The organism is Kibdelosporangium banguiense (assembly GCF_017876405.1).
Lineage (GTDB): Bacteria > Actinomycetota > Actinomycetes > Mycobacteriales > Pseudonocardiaceae > Kibdelosporangium > Kibdelosporangium banguiense.
In genome coordinates this window covers 9,468,237-9,483,020 of record NZ_JAGINW010000001.1, presented here as the reverse complement: position 1 = coordinate 9,483,020, position 14,784 = coordinate 9,468,237, and the positions used below count along the sequence as shown (strand labels likewise).

The window sequence follows — 14,784 nt, the reverse complement described above, 5'->3', positions numbered from 1 at the left end:
GCGCGACGCAGCCGGCTCCGTTCTGGAATACGTGCCGTACCAGGAAGCGGACTGACCCGTCCCGACGAGGTCAGCGCTGGGACCGCGCGGCCGTGAGCAGCACGTTGCGGTTTCCCGGGTGCGGCGTCCGGCCGAGTCCGTCACCGACGCCGCCGATCCGCCGGGCGACGTGGCCGAGAGCCATGAGCGCGAAGATGTCCGCCAGCAGTGGCACGTGGAAGATGAAGGGCCGCGGGCCGATGGAGTCGCTGACAGAGGCGATGCTCCCGTCCTCCTGCTGGTGTCCCAGCAGGTACCGGACGCCTGCCGCTGCGGGCCGTGGATCCTCCTGTGCGCACAGGGCCATCAAGGCGTAAGAGGTGCTGATCGGGTCGCTGGGGCTGTCCGCGCGCTGGCCCCATCCGCCGTCATCGTTCTGGCTCTGCAACACGAAACGCAGTGCCCGTTCGCCGATCCTGCGAGCGGGGGTGAGCGGTTCGGCCGGTATCCGCGAGGTCATCAGCACGGTCCGGAAAACGGTATGCAGCAGGCTACTGCTCCAGTCCGGCGGAAAAGTGCCGTCCGGGAGCTGCTCGTCGGCGAGGAAGGACAGGCCGTCGGCGATAACTCGGTGGTGTCGCGGGTAGTCGGAGGTGAAGGCGTCGAGCGCGGCGACCGTCATGCAGGCCTCCGGTACGGAGTCGCGAATGTAGGTGGGGAAGCCGCCTTGCGGGTGCTGCAACGTCAACAATGAGGACAGTCCACGTTCGACTGCGTGTCCGTTGAGGTAGCCGATGCGGGACTGGAGGAACTGCAGGGCGACAGAAGTGTCGTCCACGTCCGTCTGCAGTGCGGCGTCGGTGTACGACCAGCCGCCGTTGGGTTGCTGACAGTTCACCAGGCGTCTCGCGATCCGGCGGAGCGCCGGTTCGGGAGCGCCGACGGAGTCGAGGGCGATTCCGGCGGTGACCGTGCACCAGGTGTCGGTGTCGGTGACGAAGGGAACGCTGCCGTCGAGCCGCATGTGCGGCAGGACTTTGCGGATACCCTCCGCGACCACTGCCTCGGTCCCTGGGAGCCGTCGCAGGGCGTGCAGGGTGCAGAGGTGGATGAGGACGTTGCCCTCCCAGATCTCCGGCTGCAGCTGGGTACTGACGAGCAGGTCCACGTCCTCCTCGGCCAGCGACTCGGTCAGGATGCCTTTCAACGCCGTGACCTGCACCTGTGCCCAGGAGTGCAATCCGTCTCGCCGTAGACTGTCCTGACAGGACTCGCCGGTGCCGGTGGAGGCGCTGAGGACCGCGAACACCCCGTCCAGCAGGGCGCGTTTGCGTGGACCCGTGAAGCCGGGTGATCTGGCGGCAATGCTCGCGTGGAGCTCATCGGTGGCCTGTCCGTTCCACCCCAGAGCGGCTTGGGCGATGGCCACGTCGAACGGGTCGGATCCGGGAGGCATCGATCGGAAATAGTTGTCCTGCAGGGTGAACGGCCGCCCGGTGTCCTGCAGGAGGCGCAGCAGGAGCGCGGTTTCCAGCGGGCGTCCGAGGCAGGGGTCCCGTACCGCGCCTTCGGAATCCATGTGCAGGGTCACGTATCGGGACAGCCGGGTCGTCGCGGCCGGGAGCGAGCTGGAGAACGAGGATGACGGCCATGGTTCACCGCGGTGGTGTGCAAGGGGACGCATTGCGAGCCTACTGGGGTTCGAGGGGGAGTGGTCAGAGCCGGCGTCGGACGACGACCGGCATCCGGTCGGGCCGGAGCGTGACGACCGCCTTCGGGCGAACAGCCCTGGTCGAAGCGGGAACGAACTGCCAGCGCGGGAGCAGGACGGCGAGGACTGTCATGACCTCCGTGATCCCGAAGGCCTCGCCGATGCACCGGTGGACTCCGGCGCCGAAGGGGCAGTAGGCACCCCGCGGCAGGGCACCGCTGCGTTCCGGCAGCCACCTGTCGGCGTCGAAGCGCTCGGGGTCCGGATACCAGCGGGGATCTCTGTGCAGCGCGTAGGGGCTGTAGTAGACGGACGCGCCGACGGGGATGTCGTGGCCACCGAGACGCAGCGGTTGCCTGGCCTGTCGTCGAACCAGCCACACGGGAGGGAACAGCCGCAGCGCCTCACTGACGACGCGGTGGAGGTGTTCCAGCTTCGGCAGGTCGCCGGCATCGACCGGCCGGTCGCGCAGGACCCGGTCGATCGACGGTCATGTCCACGGCACGCGCACGGGCGTCCTGTTCGGACAGGCGGCCGTGGTGGACGAGCACGTCGACGAGGTTGAACAGGTTCCCGGCGCGCCGCTCCTTCTTGTAGGAGTAGATGTCGTTCGTCCACGTGAGCACGTCTGCGCAGGCGTCGAGGAGACGCCGCCACGCGGTGGAGTTCCGGAACTGCTCGGGCAGATCGGTCCGCGCGGCCAGTTCGACGAGGTCGAGGGTCGGCTTGGCCGCGCCCTCCGCCCGGCGCACCACCAGGAACTCGTCCAACGCCGGGAGATCGTTCTCGGCCGACGTCTCGGCGAACAGGATCGCGTGCAGGAGATAGTCGTCCAGGTCCCGGCGGAACTGCTCACCCCAGCCAGGGCTCATGCGCGCGGTGACGTCATCGCGGAACTCGGTCATCCCGGTGGCCACGACCGGCGGGAAGGCGGTCGCCAGCAGATGTCCGGTGAGGTCGGTGGTGCCGGCGGGAACGAGCACGCGGGCCCGGTCCGCCGTGAAGATCTCCTCGCAGAGGTCGTCCAAGGGGAACAACCACAGCAGCCAGTCGGCGAGCGGCGCGATCGTGTCGGCCTGGGCCTGAGGTGACGTCCGGCAGATCAGGTCGGCCATAACGTCGTCGCTCTGTGCGAAACGGCCCAGTCCCGCGGCTTCCAGACGCTCGCGCACCGAGCGAGCCCGCTGCCGCACGAACGCCTCCGGCTCACAACGACCGCCCTCGAACGGCAGCAGGAGCCCCGGAACGCCACCGGTCCGGGTCATGCCGCCCGCTCCCACTCGTCAGCCGGTAGGCGGCGCGGGATCATCGGCATCCGGTTCGGGTGGACGGTGCCGGTCGCCACCTCGCGGATCCGTTGTCCGGCAACCGGTTCGAGCTGCCAGTGCGAACAGATCACGGCGAGGGCGGTGGCAAGACCGGCGAGCGCCATCCGCTTGCCGATGCACACGTGCGCGCCCGCGCCGAACGGGAGGTAAGCGCCTTTGGGGACGGACCCATGGCGCTCGGACGACCAGCGGTCGGGGTCGAACCGCAGCGGGTCCGGGAACCATCGCGGGTCGTGGTGCAACAGATAAGGGCTGTAGACGATCTCGGCGCCCGCAGGCAACTCGATCTCGCCCAGGCGCACCGGCTTGAGCGATCGGCGCATGATGAACGGAACGGGGTAGCGTCGCAGTGTCTCGCTGATCACGTTGTTCACGCAGGTCAGTGCCAAGACGTCGGCAGCGGTGAACGCTTGATCCGCCGGTAGTGCGCCCACCTCCTCGCGCACCCGGCGCGCGAGGTCCGGATCCCGGAAGATCTCGTACAACGCCCAGCTCAGCACAGCGGCGGTGGACTCGCTCCCGGCCACCAGCATCGTCATGACGTGGTCGCGGATCTGCTTGTCCGGCAACATGTTCCCCTGGTCGTCCTGTGCCGCGAGGAGCGAGTCGAGGAGGTCGCCGTGCTTGTCACCGCTCTCCGCACGCCGGGCGGCGATGATGGCGGCGACGGCGTCGTCGAGGCTACGCATGGCCTTCCTGAAGCGGAAGTTGCCGAACGTCGGCATCCGCTCCAGCCCGCTCGGCAGGATCGTCCGGAAGATCACGCTCTTGAAGAGCGCGGGCATGTGGAGCCTGATGCTCTCGAGGCTGCCGGTGGTGAGGCTGGTGGAGAAGAGGCTTTGCGCGGTGTTGGTCAGTGCCAGGTCCTTCATGAGCTCGTCCATGGCGAGCATCTCGCCGGGTGTCCAGGACTTGACGAGCGTCCTCGCCGAGTCCTGGACGTGCCGGACGTGGGAGTCGACCTGCTCGCTGGTGAACGCCGACCGCAGCGACCTGCGCTGTTGCTCGTGCGACGGGCCGTGCGAAGTGAGCAGGGAGTCCCCGAACCACACGCTCGCCTTGGCCATGAGCCGGCCCCGGTCGTAGTCCCGGTCGCCGGGCACCAGCAGCTTCTGGACGGCAGCCGGGCTGGTGACGACGTAGGCGGGGATCGGCCCGAGCCTGATCCGGACGACCTCGCCGACCGACGACAGCGACGACAGCGACGACAGGAACTGCAGGCGCCTGGTGATGAGTGCCGGTGCGTGGCCGAGCACGGGCCATCGGCCCGGAGCGGTGGGACTTTTCATCGTCTGCGGATCTCCTGGGTAGACAAAGCACACCGCGCCGAGATCTCGCGGCTGTCCGAAGCCTAGGAACGCCGGCTCGCCAGACGGTTGAACGACAGCGCCATCAAGATGGGATATCCGCGCCACGTGGCGGCTGAGGCGAATCTTCAGGAGGTCGCTATCGGGAGGACAGGGAAGAAGATTCACCGTCGATCAGCGACTGAGACCTGTCGCGCATGGCCGCTCGAACGCTCATCAAGCATGAGCGGACACTGGAGGATCGGTCTGAAGCACTGGCGATCGTGAATCATGTGCCTGCCTATTGGCGTTCTTCTTATCCGGGACCGTTCAACTGGTCGAGGTGTCGCTGGATGCGGTCCGCGTCTGTCGTACGGTTTTGCTGTTGGCACAGCAGCCTTGCGTGGTGCCACACGCCGCGTGCTTCTTGGTGATTGCCCAACGTGACGTGGATCCGCCCCAGTTGCTCCAGAACATTGGCTTCCTGGTACATGTGGCCGATCTCGCGAAACAGGGCGAGAGCCTGCCGGTAGCGGCCCAGTGCCTCGAGGTGGTCGCCGGTGCTGTGCGCCAGGCACGCCAAGCTGCTCAGCGTATATGCCTCACCTTGGCGAGAATGGTGTTGCCGGTGCAGGACCAGGGCCTTCTCGCAGTACCTGCGGGCTTCCAGATACTGTCCTAGGTGGATCGAATGCCATCCCGCCGAATTGAGCATGTCGGCTCGGCCCACTGGATCGTCGAGGTCCTCGAACAACTGTAAAGCGCTGATCGCATGTTTCAGGGCACGTAAGTCGTTGCTCTGTCGTCCCCACGTCACCGTAAGGGCACGGTGGGTCTGAGCCTGACTGATCCGATCACCAGCCTGCTCGGCCATGGTCAAAGCGTGCTCGAGGTGCTCGACGGCTTTACGGTGCTTGCCTACGCGGGAGTAGGCGTAGCCGAGTCGTCGATGTGCCCGAAGTTGCCCGTCACGGTCATTTTCGCGGTCGGACGCCATCAATCCCGCCCGCCACACAGCGAGTTGATCGTGCACGAGTCCACGCCGCCAGTGAAACGTGTCCATGGCCCACGCCAGTTGCCACACCGTGCCATGCCATCCGCGGTGCTCTGCGAGACGTTGGGCGGCTAGCAAGTACCGGTACTCGGCAACGAACCAGGCCATCGCCTCTGTCTGATCACGTAGCGGTTGCGGCCGGCAGCCGGGAACCGGTGGGACGAGGTGTATGGGTACCCGTGCCGGGTCCAGAAGTCGTTCGCCGGAGAAGGCGGTGTGCAGGTAGAAGTCCACCAGTCGCCGAAGCGCGTCGTCCGGAGGATCGGCGGCATGGTGCTTGACCTGTTCGGTGGCGTAGATCCGGATCAAGTCGTGCAGGCGATAGCGGCCGGCGACTGGTTGGGTGATCAAGTGAGCCGACTCCAATTCCCGCAGCGAAGTCCGCGCCTGTGGTGTGCCGGCCAGGGAGAGCGCAGCTTGAAGGCCGATCTCCGGTCCCGGCGTCAAGCCAAGCAACCTGAACAAGGTGATCGCGTCGGACGTCAGGCTCTGCAGGGACCAGGAGAACACAGCCCGAAGGTTCATAGGGATCTCGTCGGCCTGTAGTCCATCCAGTCGGGTGGCATGGTCACGCAACTCCTCAGCGAGCACAGCTAGGGGAAACCCGGGATGTCTGAGAGCACGGGCTGCCACGATGCCCAGCGCCAGTGGCAATCCAGCGCAGCACTCGACCAACTCCGTGACGACGCCAGGTTCGGCGGCCAGGCGGGCGGTACCGAGGTGGGAGCCCAGGAGTTGACGTGCCTGAGCATCAGGGAGCACGTCCACATCGACGGACTGAGCGCCATGCCTCGTAGCCAGCTCAGACAAATAGTGGCGGCTGGTCACGAGCACCACGCAGTCCGGGCTCGTGGGCAGCAACATGGCCACCTGAGAGGTATCACGTGCGTTGTCCAACACGATCAACATGCGCCGGTCGGCGACCAGACTGCGGTACTGGCCCGCCAAGGCGTCCAGATCGACCGGGATCTCGGCAGGAGGGATTCCCAATGCGTCCAGGAAACCTCGAAGCACTGCCGCCGGTCGCGTGGGGTCCCCGTTGGGGCTGAACCCACGCAGGTCCACGAACAGATGCCCGTCGGGAAACCGCTGGGCGTTGAAGTGCGCCCAGTGGAGGGCCAGGCATGTCTTACCGATGCCGCCAAGTCCCCCGATCGCCACAATTGTGGCGCCCGTGTTGTCCGCATTGTCCACGGCGGCGGTTATCTTGGTCAGCTCGTCGGTCCGGCCGGTAAACCGGTAGGGCGCGGGTGGGAGTTGTCGCGGAATGGCGCGTTCACGTTCAGACCGCACATGCACGGAACCGTGGAGAGTCCCGATCTGAACCACAGCACCACTCACCGACGCGGTCACTTCGTTCAAGACCGTCGCCGGCGACGACACCTGCTCGCCGTGCCCGTTGTCGATCGTCATCACCGCTTTCTCCCCCGGGAATCAGGCAGCATAGCGATCCGTCGCGAGACGGTGGGTCGACAACGAACGCTCAGCGGCGGGCAAGATCGGCGTCGCGACGCACCTGAGCGTCGCCGTTGGCAGTCGACCGCCGCAACGCATCGAGGCCACACCGCGGGACACCATCCGACAGCACACCGCTTTTCGCGCTCAGCCGGAATGCGGGGGCACAGGCGACATGATCAATTGATGCGCCCGCTCAGCTCAAGCATGAGAGTGCCTTCCGACATCAGCACGGGCAGAACGGCTGAGGAGTGACTCGGCAGGTAGACGAGGAGCGGGTGAGGTTGTCCGGTCAGCCCAGCGATGCGCTCGCGGCGCGCAGCTCGTCGAGAGCCTTCAGGAGGTAGACGGCGAACCCGGCCTCGGGGGCACGGTCGCCTTCGGACCATTCGGCGTACCCCCGCTTGAAGGCGAGGACGCCGAGCTCGCTGGCGAGGGCGGCGGTCGGATCGGGCACGCCGCGGGCGACCAGGGCGGCGGTCATGGCGGCCGCAAGGCTGACGCTCTTGAGGGCGTCGCGCTCCTGAAGTTCGGCGCTGGCGGCGACGGCCGCTTTCAGACGCGGGGCGATCTCCCGGCTCATCGGGCCCATCGCGGTCGAGGCGCGCTCCAGACCGGCGGCGACCGCCTCGAGCGGGCTGGCGTCGGCGGGCGCCTCGGCGATGCCTTCGGTCAGCAGCCGGCTCAGCGTCTCCTGCCCGGCGACCAGCAGCTCGCGTTTGTCGGGGAAGTGTCGGAAGAAGGTGCTCTTGGTGACCCCGGCACGCTCGGCGATCTGCGCAACCGTCGTGGCGTCGTACCCCTGCTCGGTGAACAGGTCGACGGCCGCCATGACGAGGCGTTCGCGCGCGCCCGGCTCCCATCGACCCATGGGGCCATCATATGTGATGGGACTCTTGTCCCATCACTCTGATACGGTGATGGGACAAGAGTCCCATCACTCGCGGGAGAGTTCCATGCGCGTCTTCATCACCGGCGGCACCGGTCTGATCGGGCCCGCCGTCGTCGCCGAGCTGCTCGGCAACGGCCACACCGTCCTCGCGCTCGCCCGCTCCGACGCCTCCGCGCAGGCCGCCTCGGCGGCCGGCGCCGAGCCGATCCGGGGAGGTCTGGCCGATCTGGACGTCCTGCGCGCCGGCGCCGCTCAGGCCGACGGCGTGATCCACCTGGCCTTCGCCAACGACTTCAGCAGCCCCGAAGCCCTGGCCACCGCGGTCGCCGAGGAAAGCGCCGCCCTCGCCACCCTCGGCGAGGCACTCGTCGGCAGCGACCGTCCCTTCGTCGCCTGCTCCGGCACGCCCGCCGTGCCGGGCCGCGCCTCCACCGAAGCCGACTCGACTCCGGTCGAGGGGCCGGTCGGTGGTCGCGGCCGTGCGGTCACGGGAGTCCTGGGCCTCGCCTCGCGCGGGGTCCGGAGCTCGGCCGTCCGCCTGCCGCGGACCGTCCACAACGAGGGCACGGGCGGGTTCGCCGGTGTGCTGACCGGGATCGCGCGGCAGAGCGGAGTGTCCGGCTACCCGGGCGACGGCACGCAGCGCTGGCCGGCCGTGCATGCCCTCGACGCCGCAGTCCTCTTCCGGCTCGCCCTGGAGCAGGCGCAAGCCGGCACCGTCTGGCATGCCGTGGGCGACGAGGGTGACCAGGTGCGTGACATCGCGGCCGTCATCGGCAGGCGGCTGGGCCTGCCGGTCGAGTCCGTGCCGGTGGAGACCTACGGCCCCCTCGGCGTCATCTTCGCGGCTGACCAGCCCTCGTCCAGCACCCACACTCGGCAGGCACTCGGCTGGGAGCCGAAGCACCCCAGCCTGCTGGAGGACCTGGAGAACATCCAGCCCTGACCGGCAGCCCGGAACATGGGGTGGGCCCGCTGCCGCCGGACCGCCAGCCGCGTGACGACGGTCCGGCGCCGTCGATATCCCCGTGCAGAAGCGGGTTTCCACTGGCAGCGCCGACTACGCGGCAATTCACGTGCACAACAACAGGGGGTCTCGTCATGGTGGTAGTTGTCTTCGGCGCTCGAGGTAACGTGGGCCGGCACGTGGCCGATGGCCTGCTGGCCGCCGGCGAGCAGGCCAGAGCAGTCAGTAGAACCCCAGCCGCGGGCTTGACACCAGGGCTGGACGCTGTCCGTGCCGACCTGGATCGCCCCGAGACGCTGCCTGCGGTCCTCGACGGTGCCGACAAGATGTTCCTCTACGGGATGCTCAGCCCCCAGCGGCCCTACGACATCGAGAAGGTCGTTGCGACGGCTGCGGCCGCGGGGATCCGGCAGGTGGTTCTGCTCTCGTCGGTGTCGGTGCTGGACCCCGATGCCGTCCACCCGGTCCCCCTCCTGAACCGCACGATCGAGCAGGCCATCCAACGGTCCGGTATGGACTGGACGTTCCTCAGGCCGGAAAGCTTCGCCGCCAACACCCGCACCTGGTGGGCCGACTCGATCCGCACCGACAACGTCGTCCGCCTGCCCTATCCACTGGCACAGTCGGCACCGGTGCACGAGAAGGACATCGCAGCGCTTGCGGTGGCCGCCCTGACCGAACCGGGCCACTCGCACCAGACCTACACCATCTACGGGGCCGAGTCCCTGACCCTGCAACGCCAGGTCGACCACATCTCCGACGAGCAGGCTCGCGCAGAAGTCGGCAGGACAATGCATCCGGTCGTGGCCGAGGCGATCGTGAGCCAGTGGGCCGCCGCCTCCGGGGTCCCTGCCCTGACCTCCACCATCGTCGAAAAGATCACCGGCGCGCCAGCGCACACCCACGCCCAATGGACCGTCGGTCATGCCGACGACTTCCGCTGAACTCGAGTTTCACCCGTTACCGGGTTGGTGTCGACTCCGGGTGATGACGAGACAACCCTTGGCTGATCACTCTTCTTGCCGTCTCGTCGGCATGTCAGGACGTTCGGCTTGCGGCGGCCCGGTTTTGCTCGGGTGGATTGGGGTGGCTGGTCAATCGTTCCCAGTTGCCGGATCCGATGGCGGCTTTCTCTTGCTCGGTGAAGGGCGCGTTCTCGAGGAAGGACCTGGCGGTGCCGCCGCTGGTATCCAGGTAGGGGAAGCCGCCGGGGCGTGTACCGAAGGTGTACGGGTAGTCAGTCGAGTAGAGCATGCGGTCGGTCCCGACGACCTCGGCTGTCCAGCGTAGGTAGCGCTCGCTGACTGTGCCGCTGCCGGCCACCCAGAAGTTCTGGCGGAAGTAGTCGGCCAGCGGTCGCTGCAGCTCGGCCATGTCCTGCAGGATGCCGACGTGATCGAGGTAGAACAGGATGACCTCGCCCCAGTGTCCGGCGATCACCTGTAGTTCGGGATGGCGGTCGAACACCCCGGAGAAGATCATCCGCAGGTACTGCACGCCGAGGTCGTAGTACCAGCCCAGCCCGGCGGTCGCCAGCACCGCGCCCACGCCGTTGGGCAGTCCCGAGTAGTACGCCTCGTGGACCGCCCGCACCGGGGCCTGGGGGTGGAAGTGCAGTGGGACGCGAAGCCGTTCGGCGGTGGCGTAGAGGTCGTCGAATTCTGGTGCGTCGGCCAGTTTGTCGCCGGTGCGGCCGTAGAGCATCGCGCCGGGGAAGCCGAGTCGGGTGACCGCGCGCTCCAACTCCGCCGCGGCGGAGTTGGGTGAGGACGTCGGGATGGCCGCGAATGCCTGGAACCGCAGCGGGTTGGCGTCGACGATCTCGGCGAGCGCGTCGTTGGCCTCGCGGGCGACGCTCACGGCGTCGGCGGCCGCGAGGTTCTGTACGCCCGGTGAGGCCAGCGACAGCACCGCGACGTCGATGCCCTGGTCGTCCATGTCGGTGAGACGTCGTTCGCCGACGTCACGCAGCCGTTGTGTGACCGGGTGGTCGTCACCGTAACGGTGCGGCTGCACGCCTGCTCTCGTCCACGCGTCGAGCAGAACCGGCAGGACCACGTGTTCCTCAAGGCCGACGATACGCATGTCAGCAACTCCTCCACCTGGCGTTTCCGATGTTACTCAGTGAAGCGTATCATCGGATACATCGATGGAAGCAACTTTCTGTTATCTTTGATATGTGGCTGATGGTGCAGAGGTCGCGGTGCGTGAGGTCTCCCGGCAGCGGATCGTCGAGGCAGCGGCGGACTTGCTCGCCCACGAGGGACGTGAGGCGGTCACCACCCGGGCGGTCGCGGCCGCCGCCGGGGTGCAAGCGCCCACGATCTATCGCTTGTTCGGTGACAAGGACGGGCTGCTCGACGCGGTGGCCGAGCACGGCTACGCCACATTCCTCGCGGCCAAACACGCTGACGCCCGTCCCCAGGATCCCGTCGAGGACCTGCGCGCGGGCTGGGACCTCGCCGTGGAGTTCGGACTCGCCAATCCCGGGCTGTACGCGCTGATGTACGGCGAGCCGAGGCGCGGTACGAACTCAGCCGCCTTCCAAGCCGGCATGAAGATCCTGCTCGGTCGCATCCACCGCCTCGCCGCCAGCGGCCGGCTGCGCGTCGACGAGGACCTCGCAGCTTCCCTCATCCATGCGACCGCCCGCGGAGCCGTGCTCACCTGGCTGTCGCTGCCTGACGATCGACGCGACCCCGCCCTGCTCACCGCCATGCGCGAAGCGATGATCTCTGCCGTCACCCTCGACAAACCCGCCGTACGCGACGCAGGCCCCGCCGGCGCCGCCCGGGCACTGCGTGCCCTGCTGCCCGAACAGACAACGCTCAGCAACGCCGAACAACACCTGCTCGGCGAATGGCTCGATCGCCTGACCGCAGACCGCTAAGAGGACTTGACCTCCACGGCAGACGCATCTCCAGCCGGGGAAGTCGGGCACACGGCCACAGGCTTTCGCACACGGTCGAGCTCGGCCTCTCCGGACATCCGGGTCGCATTGTCGGCCTCATTCATGTGGTCCGGCGAGGTGTTCGGTGTCGACGTTGCCGCCAGAGATCACAACGCCGACGCGTGGGGGCAGGTGCGTCACGCGTCCGGTGAGCAGAGCTGCCAGGCCGGTGGCGCCACTCGGTTCGATGACGGTTTTCAGGCGGTCGAAGGCGAAGCGCATGGCGTGGCGGATCTCGTCGTCGGTGACCGTGGCGATGGTCTCGACCAGGTGCTGGTTGATGCTGAAGGTTAGTTCGCCTGGTGTGGTCACGGTCTGGCCGTCGGCGATGGTGTGTGGCACGTCGATGGTGACGCGGTGTTCTGCTGCCAGGGAGCGTTGGGTGTCGTTGCCGGCGGCCGGTTCGACGCCGACTACCCGGATGCCGGGGTTCAGCGCGGTGGCGGTGATGGCGCAGCCCGCGATCAGTCCGCCGCCGCCGACGGGGACGACGAGCAGGTCCAGCGGTCCGGTGTCGGTCAGGAGCTCGAGTGCGGCGGTGCCCTGGCCGGCGATCACATGTGGGTGGTCGTAGGGCGGGATGAAGGTGAGGTCCCGGGGATCAGCGGCGTGCGCAGCCATCTCGCGACCCGGGCGACCCTGGAAGCCAGCCGGTGGCGGGAAGGCGCACTGGATCTGGAACAGCGCCGCCGTCTGCACACCCGTGCCAAGAACCGCCAGGAGCAAGAAGCGGGCCTGACGGCCGTGGACCATCGCATCATCCGCGCGCTGAACACCGACGGACGGATGTCGTTCGAGCGGCTCGCCGAACACGCGGGCCTGGGTCCCGTCGCCGTCCGGCGCAGGCTGACCCGCCTGGAGGGCGCCGGGCTCGTCACCTTCCGATGCGACACCTCCCGTCGCCTGTCAGGTCAAGCTGTCGCCGCCGTCTACTTCGGATCGATCGACGTCCGCGACATCGAGGACGTCGAGGGGCGGATCCGTACACTGCCAGGGATCCGAGCGGCCAGCCTGGTGGCCGGGCCGTACAACGTCGTCATCGACGCCTGGCTCAGGTCGGCCGCCGAGGCTCACGATCTCGAACGCAAGATGAGCCATGTGCTGCCCGCTCTGCGCGTGCAGGACCGTTCGGTGGTTCTGCGCACGATCAAACTGCTGGGCCGTATCCTCGACACAGAGGGAAGGTCGGTACGTTCCGTGCCGCTACTGGCCGATGACCAGTCCACATCCGCGGGCAATGAGTGATCTCATCTACTTCAGGTGAGGATGGCTTGTCGGTGCTCGGGCCTAATATGCGGAGCATGACGCGGTATGTCGATGAGGACCTGCACGGTGCGGAGTTCCGCGAGTGTGATCTGACCGGGGCACGTCTGATCGGCGTTGTCATGCAGGATGCGGTGATCGACGGGCTCGTCACCAACCTTGTGGTGAACGGTGTCGAGGTCACCGAGTACGTCGAGGCAGAGCTCGACCGGCGTCATCCGGTGCGGGTGCTGATCCGTTCCGAGGACCCTGCCGATCTGCGTGAGGCAGCGCGTCAGCTCCATGCCGGCTGGGCCGCCACGATCGAGAGAATCCGCCGTACGCCCGGCATCGAGCGCCGCAGCGTGAACGACGAGTGGTCGGCGGTGCAGACGATGCGCCACCTGGTCTTCGTCCACGACTCGTGGTTCCGCCGCTGCTGCCTGGGCTCGACAGAGCTGTTCACGCCGATGGGCATCGGGCCGGCCGTCGAGCCCTACCGTGCAGCGCACGGGCTTGAACTCTCGCTCGATCCGGCCCTCGACGAGATCGTGAGCGTGCGTGAAGCACAGGCCGCCGAGCTCGAGGCCTGGCTCGACGAGGTCACCGCTGCGCAGCTCGCAGCGCAAGCGCCGGTGCCCGACGATGATGTCTGGCCGCCGTACGCCCGGGGCCGCTCGGTGCGGCAGTGCCTCCGCACGGTGCTCAACGAGACCTTCGAGCACCACGGCTTCTGCGTCCGCGACCTCCACCTGATCGAGGCACAGGACGCTGAGTAGGGGCATTCGGCGCCCCGGCCGATGGGCCGAATCAAACCGCAGGCGTGGGTGGGGCCCGGTTGTGGCGATTGCCGCATGAAACGCGGGCCCCGTCGGTGAAGCACAGTGTCCGGCTCGGCGTTATCCGCCGGGCGCCGCGGCTTCGGCCCAGGCGACTACCACTTATACGACCAGGTCGGACTCGATCTGCTTGAGGTAGTGGCGGGCCAGTGCGAGGTTGGCGCGCTCTCTTTCCAGTACCAGGTACAGAAACAGGGAAGTCCTGGATTTCACGGAGTCCATGAGCCGGATCAGGTGGTACTGACGGTGCAGGGTGATGAGGATGTCCTCGATGTTGTCGTTGAGCGCGAGTGCGGACATCACCCGGAGTTTCGACCGGACCACTTCGGTGTTGCCCGCCGCCGCGATGTCCAGGTTCAGCCAGTCACCTCCGCCGCTGGTACCGAGCGACATTCCACTGTCGTAGTCGACCAGTGCGACGCCGACAGCACCGGCGATGGACATTGCTTCCTTCAGTGCAGTATCGATGTTCATCGAACGCGAATTCCTTGTGTCTGGGGATGAGTGAGACGGTGTGGCCGATTGTTCGGTGTCTGGACTTTGTCCGGGTATATCTCCGCTTGGGTGGCGCCGGCGACGCGAAAGGAACCAGAGGCGAGGACGTGCTGCGGCCATGTTCGAAGTCGGTGTCCGTGGCACCTAGAAGGTGCCATGCTCTTTGACCACGCGCCTGACGGAGGCGAAGAGCATTCCGATGTTCACCGACTTGGGGCACACCACGACCACCACCACGTCGTCGTTCACATTGTTGCGGACGAACAGGTGCGTCAGGTTCGTGCTGTTCACCAGGACTTCTTGGAAATAGTGCTCCGAGCTGGTGATGCCGCGGCGCTCTTTGAAGATATCCTCGATCATCGTGACGGTGCGGCCCTGAAAGAGATCGAGCGTCGCGCCCGCCAGCATGTCGAGGACCTCCGGCGGATGGCTGTCGGTGGTCTCGTAGGTCAGCAGCATTCCGGTTGCCATGTCGACCACACCGGTGGCCAGGCACGCGGGTACTTCGTGGCGCAATCTCTTCGCCATCGAGACCAGCTGGTCGGCCATTGCGTGTTGATTGTTGCCGATGGTGTTCACTACCCTT

General features: G+C 67.2%; 15 protein-coding genes. 5 read left to right on the top strand and 10 right to left on the bottom strand.

Features of this window, described 5'->3' with window-relative positions:
* Window positions 1–70 precede the first annotated feature (70 nt).
* The 6 genes from JOF56_RS42990 to JOF56_RS42965 form a co-directional block, all read right to left on the bottom strand.
* On the bottom strand, window positions 71–1,663 hold the full coding sequence (locus JOF56_RS42990) for a prenyltransferase/squalene oxidase repeat-containing protein (protein WP_209645315.1): 1,593 nt from the start codon (window positions 1,661–1,663) through the stop codon (window positions 71–73).
* 31 nt (window positions 1,664–1,694) lie between these two features.
* Entirely contained in the window at window positions 1,695–2,123 is a 429-nt protein-coding gene (locus JOF56_RS42985) for a cytochrome P450 (protein WP_245380706.1), read from the bottom strand.
* Window positions 2,095–2,955 (bottom strand): terpene synthase family protein, encoded by an 861-nt coding sequence (locus JOF56_RS42980; RefSeq protein WP_209645314.1) that lies wholly within the window; start codon window positions 2,953–2,955, stop codon window positions 2,095–2,097. The genes JOF56_RS42985 and JOF56_RS42980 overlap by 29 nt, the downstream gene beginning before the upstream one ends.
* Window positions 2,952–4,307: a cytochrome P450 gene (locus tag JOF56_RS42975; protein ID WP_209645313.1), complete on the bottom strand. Its 1,356-nt coding sequence runs from the start codon at window positions 4,305–4,307 to the stop codon at window positions 2,952–2,954. Before JOF56_RS42975 ends, JOF56_RS42980 begins: the two co-directional genes overlap by 4 nt.
* A 313-nt stretch (window positions 4,308–4,620) precedes the next feature.
* Window positions 4,621–6,771, bottom strand: a complete 2,151-nt coding sequence (locus tag JOF56_RS42970) for an ATP-binding protein (protein WP_209645312.1) — start codon at window positions 6,769–6,771, stop codon at window positions 4,621–4,623.
* Between the two features lie 334 nt (window positions 6,772–7,105).
* Window positions 7,106–7,684 (bottom strand): TetR/AcrR family transcriptional regulator, encoded by a 579-nt coding sequence (locus tag JOF56_RS42965; RefSeq protein ID WP_209645311.1) that lies wholly within the window; start codon window positions 7,682–7,684, stop codon window positions 7,106–7,108.
* Between the two features lie 85 nt (window positions 7,685–7,769).
* Between JOF56_RS42965 and JOF56_RS42960 the strand changes: the two genes are divergently transcribed.
* Both JOF56_RS42960 and JOF56_RS42955 read left to right on the top strand, forming a co-directional pair.
* A complete protein-coding gene (locus JOF56_RS42960) occupies window positions 7,770–8,651 on the top strand; it encodes an SDR family oxidoreductase (RefSeq protein WP_209645310.1) in 882 nt (293 codons plus the stop codon).
* A gap of 155 nt (window positions 8,652–8,806) precedes the next feature.
* Window positions 8,807–9,616, top strand: coding sequence for an SDR family oxidoreductase (locus JOF56_RS42955; RefSeq protein WP_209645309.1), 810 nt, complete (start codon window positions 8,807–8,809; stop codon window positions 9,614–9,616).
* Window positions 9,617–9,710: 94 nt separating this feature from the next.
* Here JOF56_RS42955 and JOF56_RS42950 read toward each other — a convergent pair whose 3' ends face one another.
* Entirely contained in the window at window positions 9,711–10,757 is a 1,047-nt protein-coding gene (locus tag JOF56_RS42950) for an amidohydrolase family protein (protein ID WP_209645308.1), read from the bottom strand.
* Window positions 10,758–10,851: 94 nt separating this feature from the next.
* Here JOF56_RS42950 and JOF56_RS42945 point away from each other — a divergent pair, with 94 nt between their 5' ends.
* Complete coding sequence (locus tag JOF56_RS42945; RefSeq protein WP_307855514.1) at window positions 10,852–11,562, top strand: TetR/AcrR family transcriptional regulator; 711 nt, start codon at window positions 10,852–10,854, stop codon at window positions 11,560–11,562.
* A gap of 117 nt (window positions 11,563–11,679) precedes the next feature.
* Here the strand turns inward: JOF56_RS42945 and JOF56_RS42940 are convergent, their stop codons facing one another.
* Window positions 11,680–12,243 carry a pyridoxal-phosphate dependent enzyme gene (locus tag JOF56_RS42940; RefSeq protein ID WP_307855513.1) on the bottom strand — a complete coding sequence of 188 codons (564 nt, stop codon included), beginning with the start codon at window positions 12,241–12,243 and terminating at the stop codon, window positions 11,680–11,682.
* On the opposite strand from JOF56_RS42940, the gene JOF56_RS42935 reads away from it, so the two are divergent.
* On the top strand, window positions 12,232–12,867 hold the full coding sequence (locus tag JOF56_RS42935) for an Lrp/AsnC family transcriptional regulator (protein WP_307855512.1): 636 nt from the start codon (window positions 12,232–12,234) through the stop codon (window positions 12,865–12,867). The two genes, JOF56_RS42940 and JOF56_RS42935, sit on opposite strands and share 12 nt — an antisense overlap.
* A gap of 56 nt (window positions 12,868–12,923) precedes the next feature.
* The gene (locus JOF56_RS42930) at window positions 12,924–13,643 is read left to right on the top strand and encodes a DinB family protein (RefSeq protein ID WP_209645305.1); all 720 of its coding nucleotides are present in this window, start codon (window positions 12,924–12,926) and stop codon (window positions 13,641–13,643) included.
* Window positions 13,644–13,805: 162 nt separating this feature from the next.
* On the opposite strand, the gene JOF56_RS42925 is transcribed toward JOF56_RS42930, so the two are convergent.
* Together JOF56_RS42925 and JOF56_RS42920 are read right to left on the bottom strand one after the other, a co-directional pair.
* Entirely contained in the window at window positions 13,806–14,177 is a 372-nt protein-coding gene (locus JOF56_RS42925) for a protein kinase family protein (protein WP_209645304.1), read from the bottom strand.
* Between the two features lie 165 nt (window positions 14,178–14,342).
* The gene (locus JOF56_RS42920) at window positions 14,343–14,777 is read right to left on the bottom strand and encodes a hypothetical protein (RefSeq protein WP_307855511.1); all 435 of its coding nucleotides are present in this window, start codon (window positions 14,775–14,777) and stop codon (window positions 14,343–14,345) included.
* Between the last annotated feature and the right edge of the window lie 7 nt (window positions 14,778–14,784).

Bases quoted from the DNA above. Each gene is read 5' to 3' on its own strand.
- JOF56_RS42940 (WP_307855513.1), bottom strand. From the start codon at position 12,243: ATGGCTGCGCACGCCGCTGATCCCCGGGACCTCACCTTCATCCCGCCC.
- JOF56_RS42970 (WP_209645312.1), bottom strand. From the start codon at position 6,771: ATGACGATCGACAACGGGCACGGCGAGCAGGTGTCGTCGCCGGCGACG.
- JOF56_RS42965 (WP_209645311.1), bottom strand. From the start codon at position 7,684: ATGGGTCGATGGGAGCCGGGCGCGCGCGAACGCCTCGTCATGGCGGCC.
- JOF56_RS42980 (WP_209645314.1), bottom strand. From the start codon at position 2,955: ATGACCCGGACCGGTGGCGTTCCGGGGCTCCTGCTGCCGTTCGAGGGC.
- JOF56_RS42930 (WP_209645305.1), top strand. From the start codon at position 12,924: ATGACGCGGTATGTCGATGAGGACCTGCACGGTGCGGAGTTCCGCGAG.
- JOF56_RS42950 (WP_209645308.1), bottom strand. From the start codon at position 10,757: ATGCGTATCGTCGGCCTTGAGGAACACGTGGTCCTGCCGGTTCTGCTC.
- JOF56_RS42960 (WP_209645310.1), top strand. From the start codon at position 7,770: ATGCGCGTCTTCATCACCGGCGGCACCGGTCTGATCGGGCCCGCCGTC.
- JOF56_RS42975 (WP_209645313.1), bottom strand. From the start codon at position 4,307: ATGAAAAGTCCCACCGCTCCGGGCCGATGGCCCGTGCTCGGCCACGCA.
- JOF56_RS42990 (WP_209645315.1), bottom strand. From the start codon at position 1,663: ATGCGTCCCCTTGCACACCACCGCGGTGAACCATGGCCGTCATCCTCG.
- JOF56_RS42925 (WP_209645304.1), bottom strand. From the start codon at position 14,177: ATGAACATCGATACTGCACTGAAGGAAGCAATGTCCATCGCCGGTGCT.
- JOF56_RS42955 (WP_209645309.1), top strand. From the start codon at position 8,807: ATGGTGGTAGTTGTCTTCGGCGCTCGAGGTAACGTGGGCCGGCACGTG.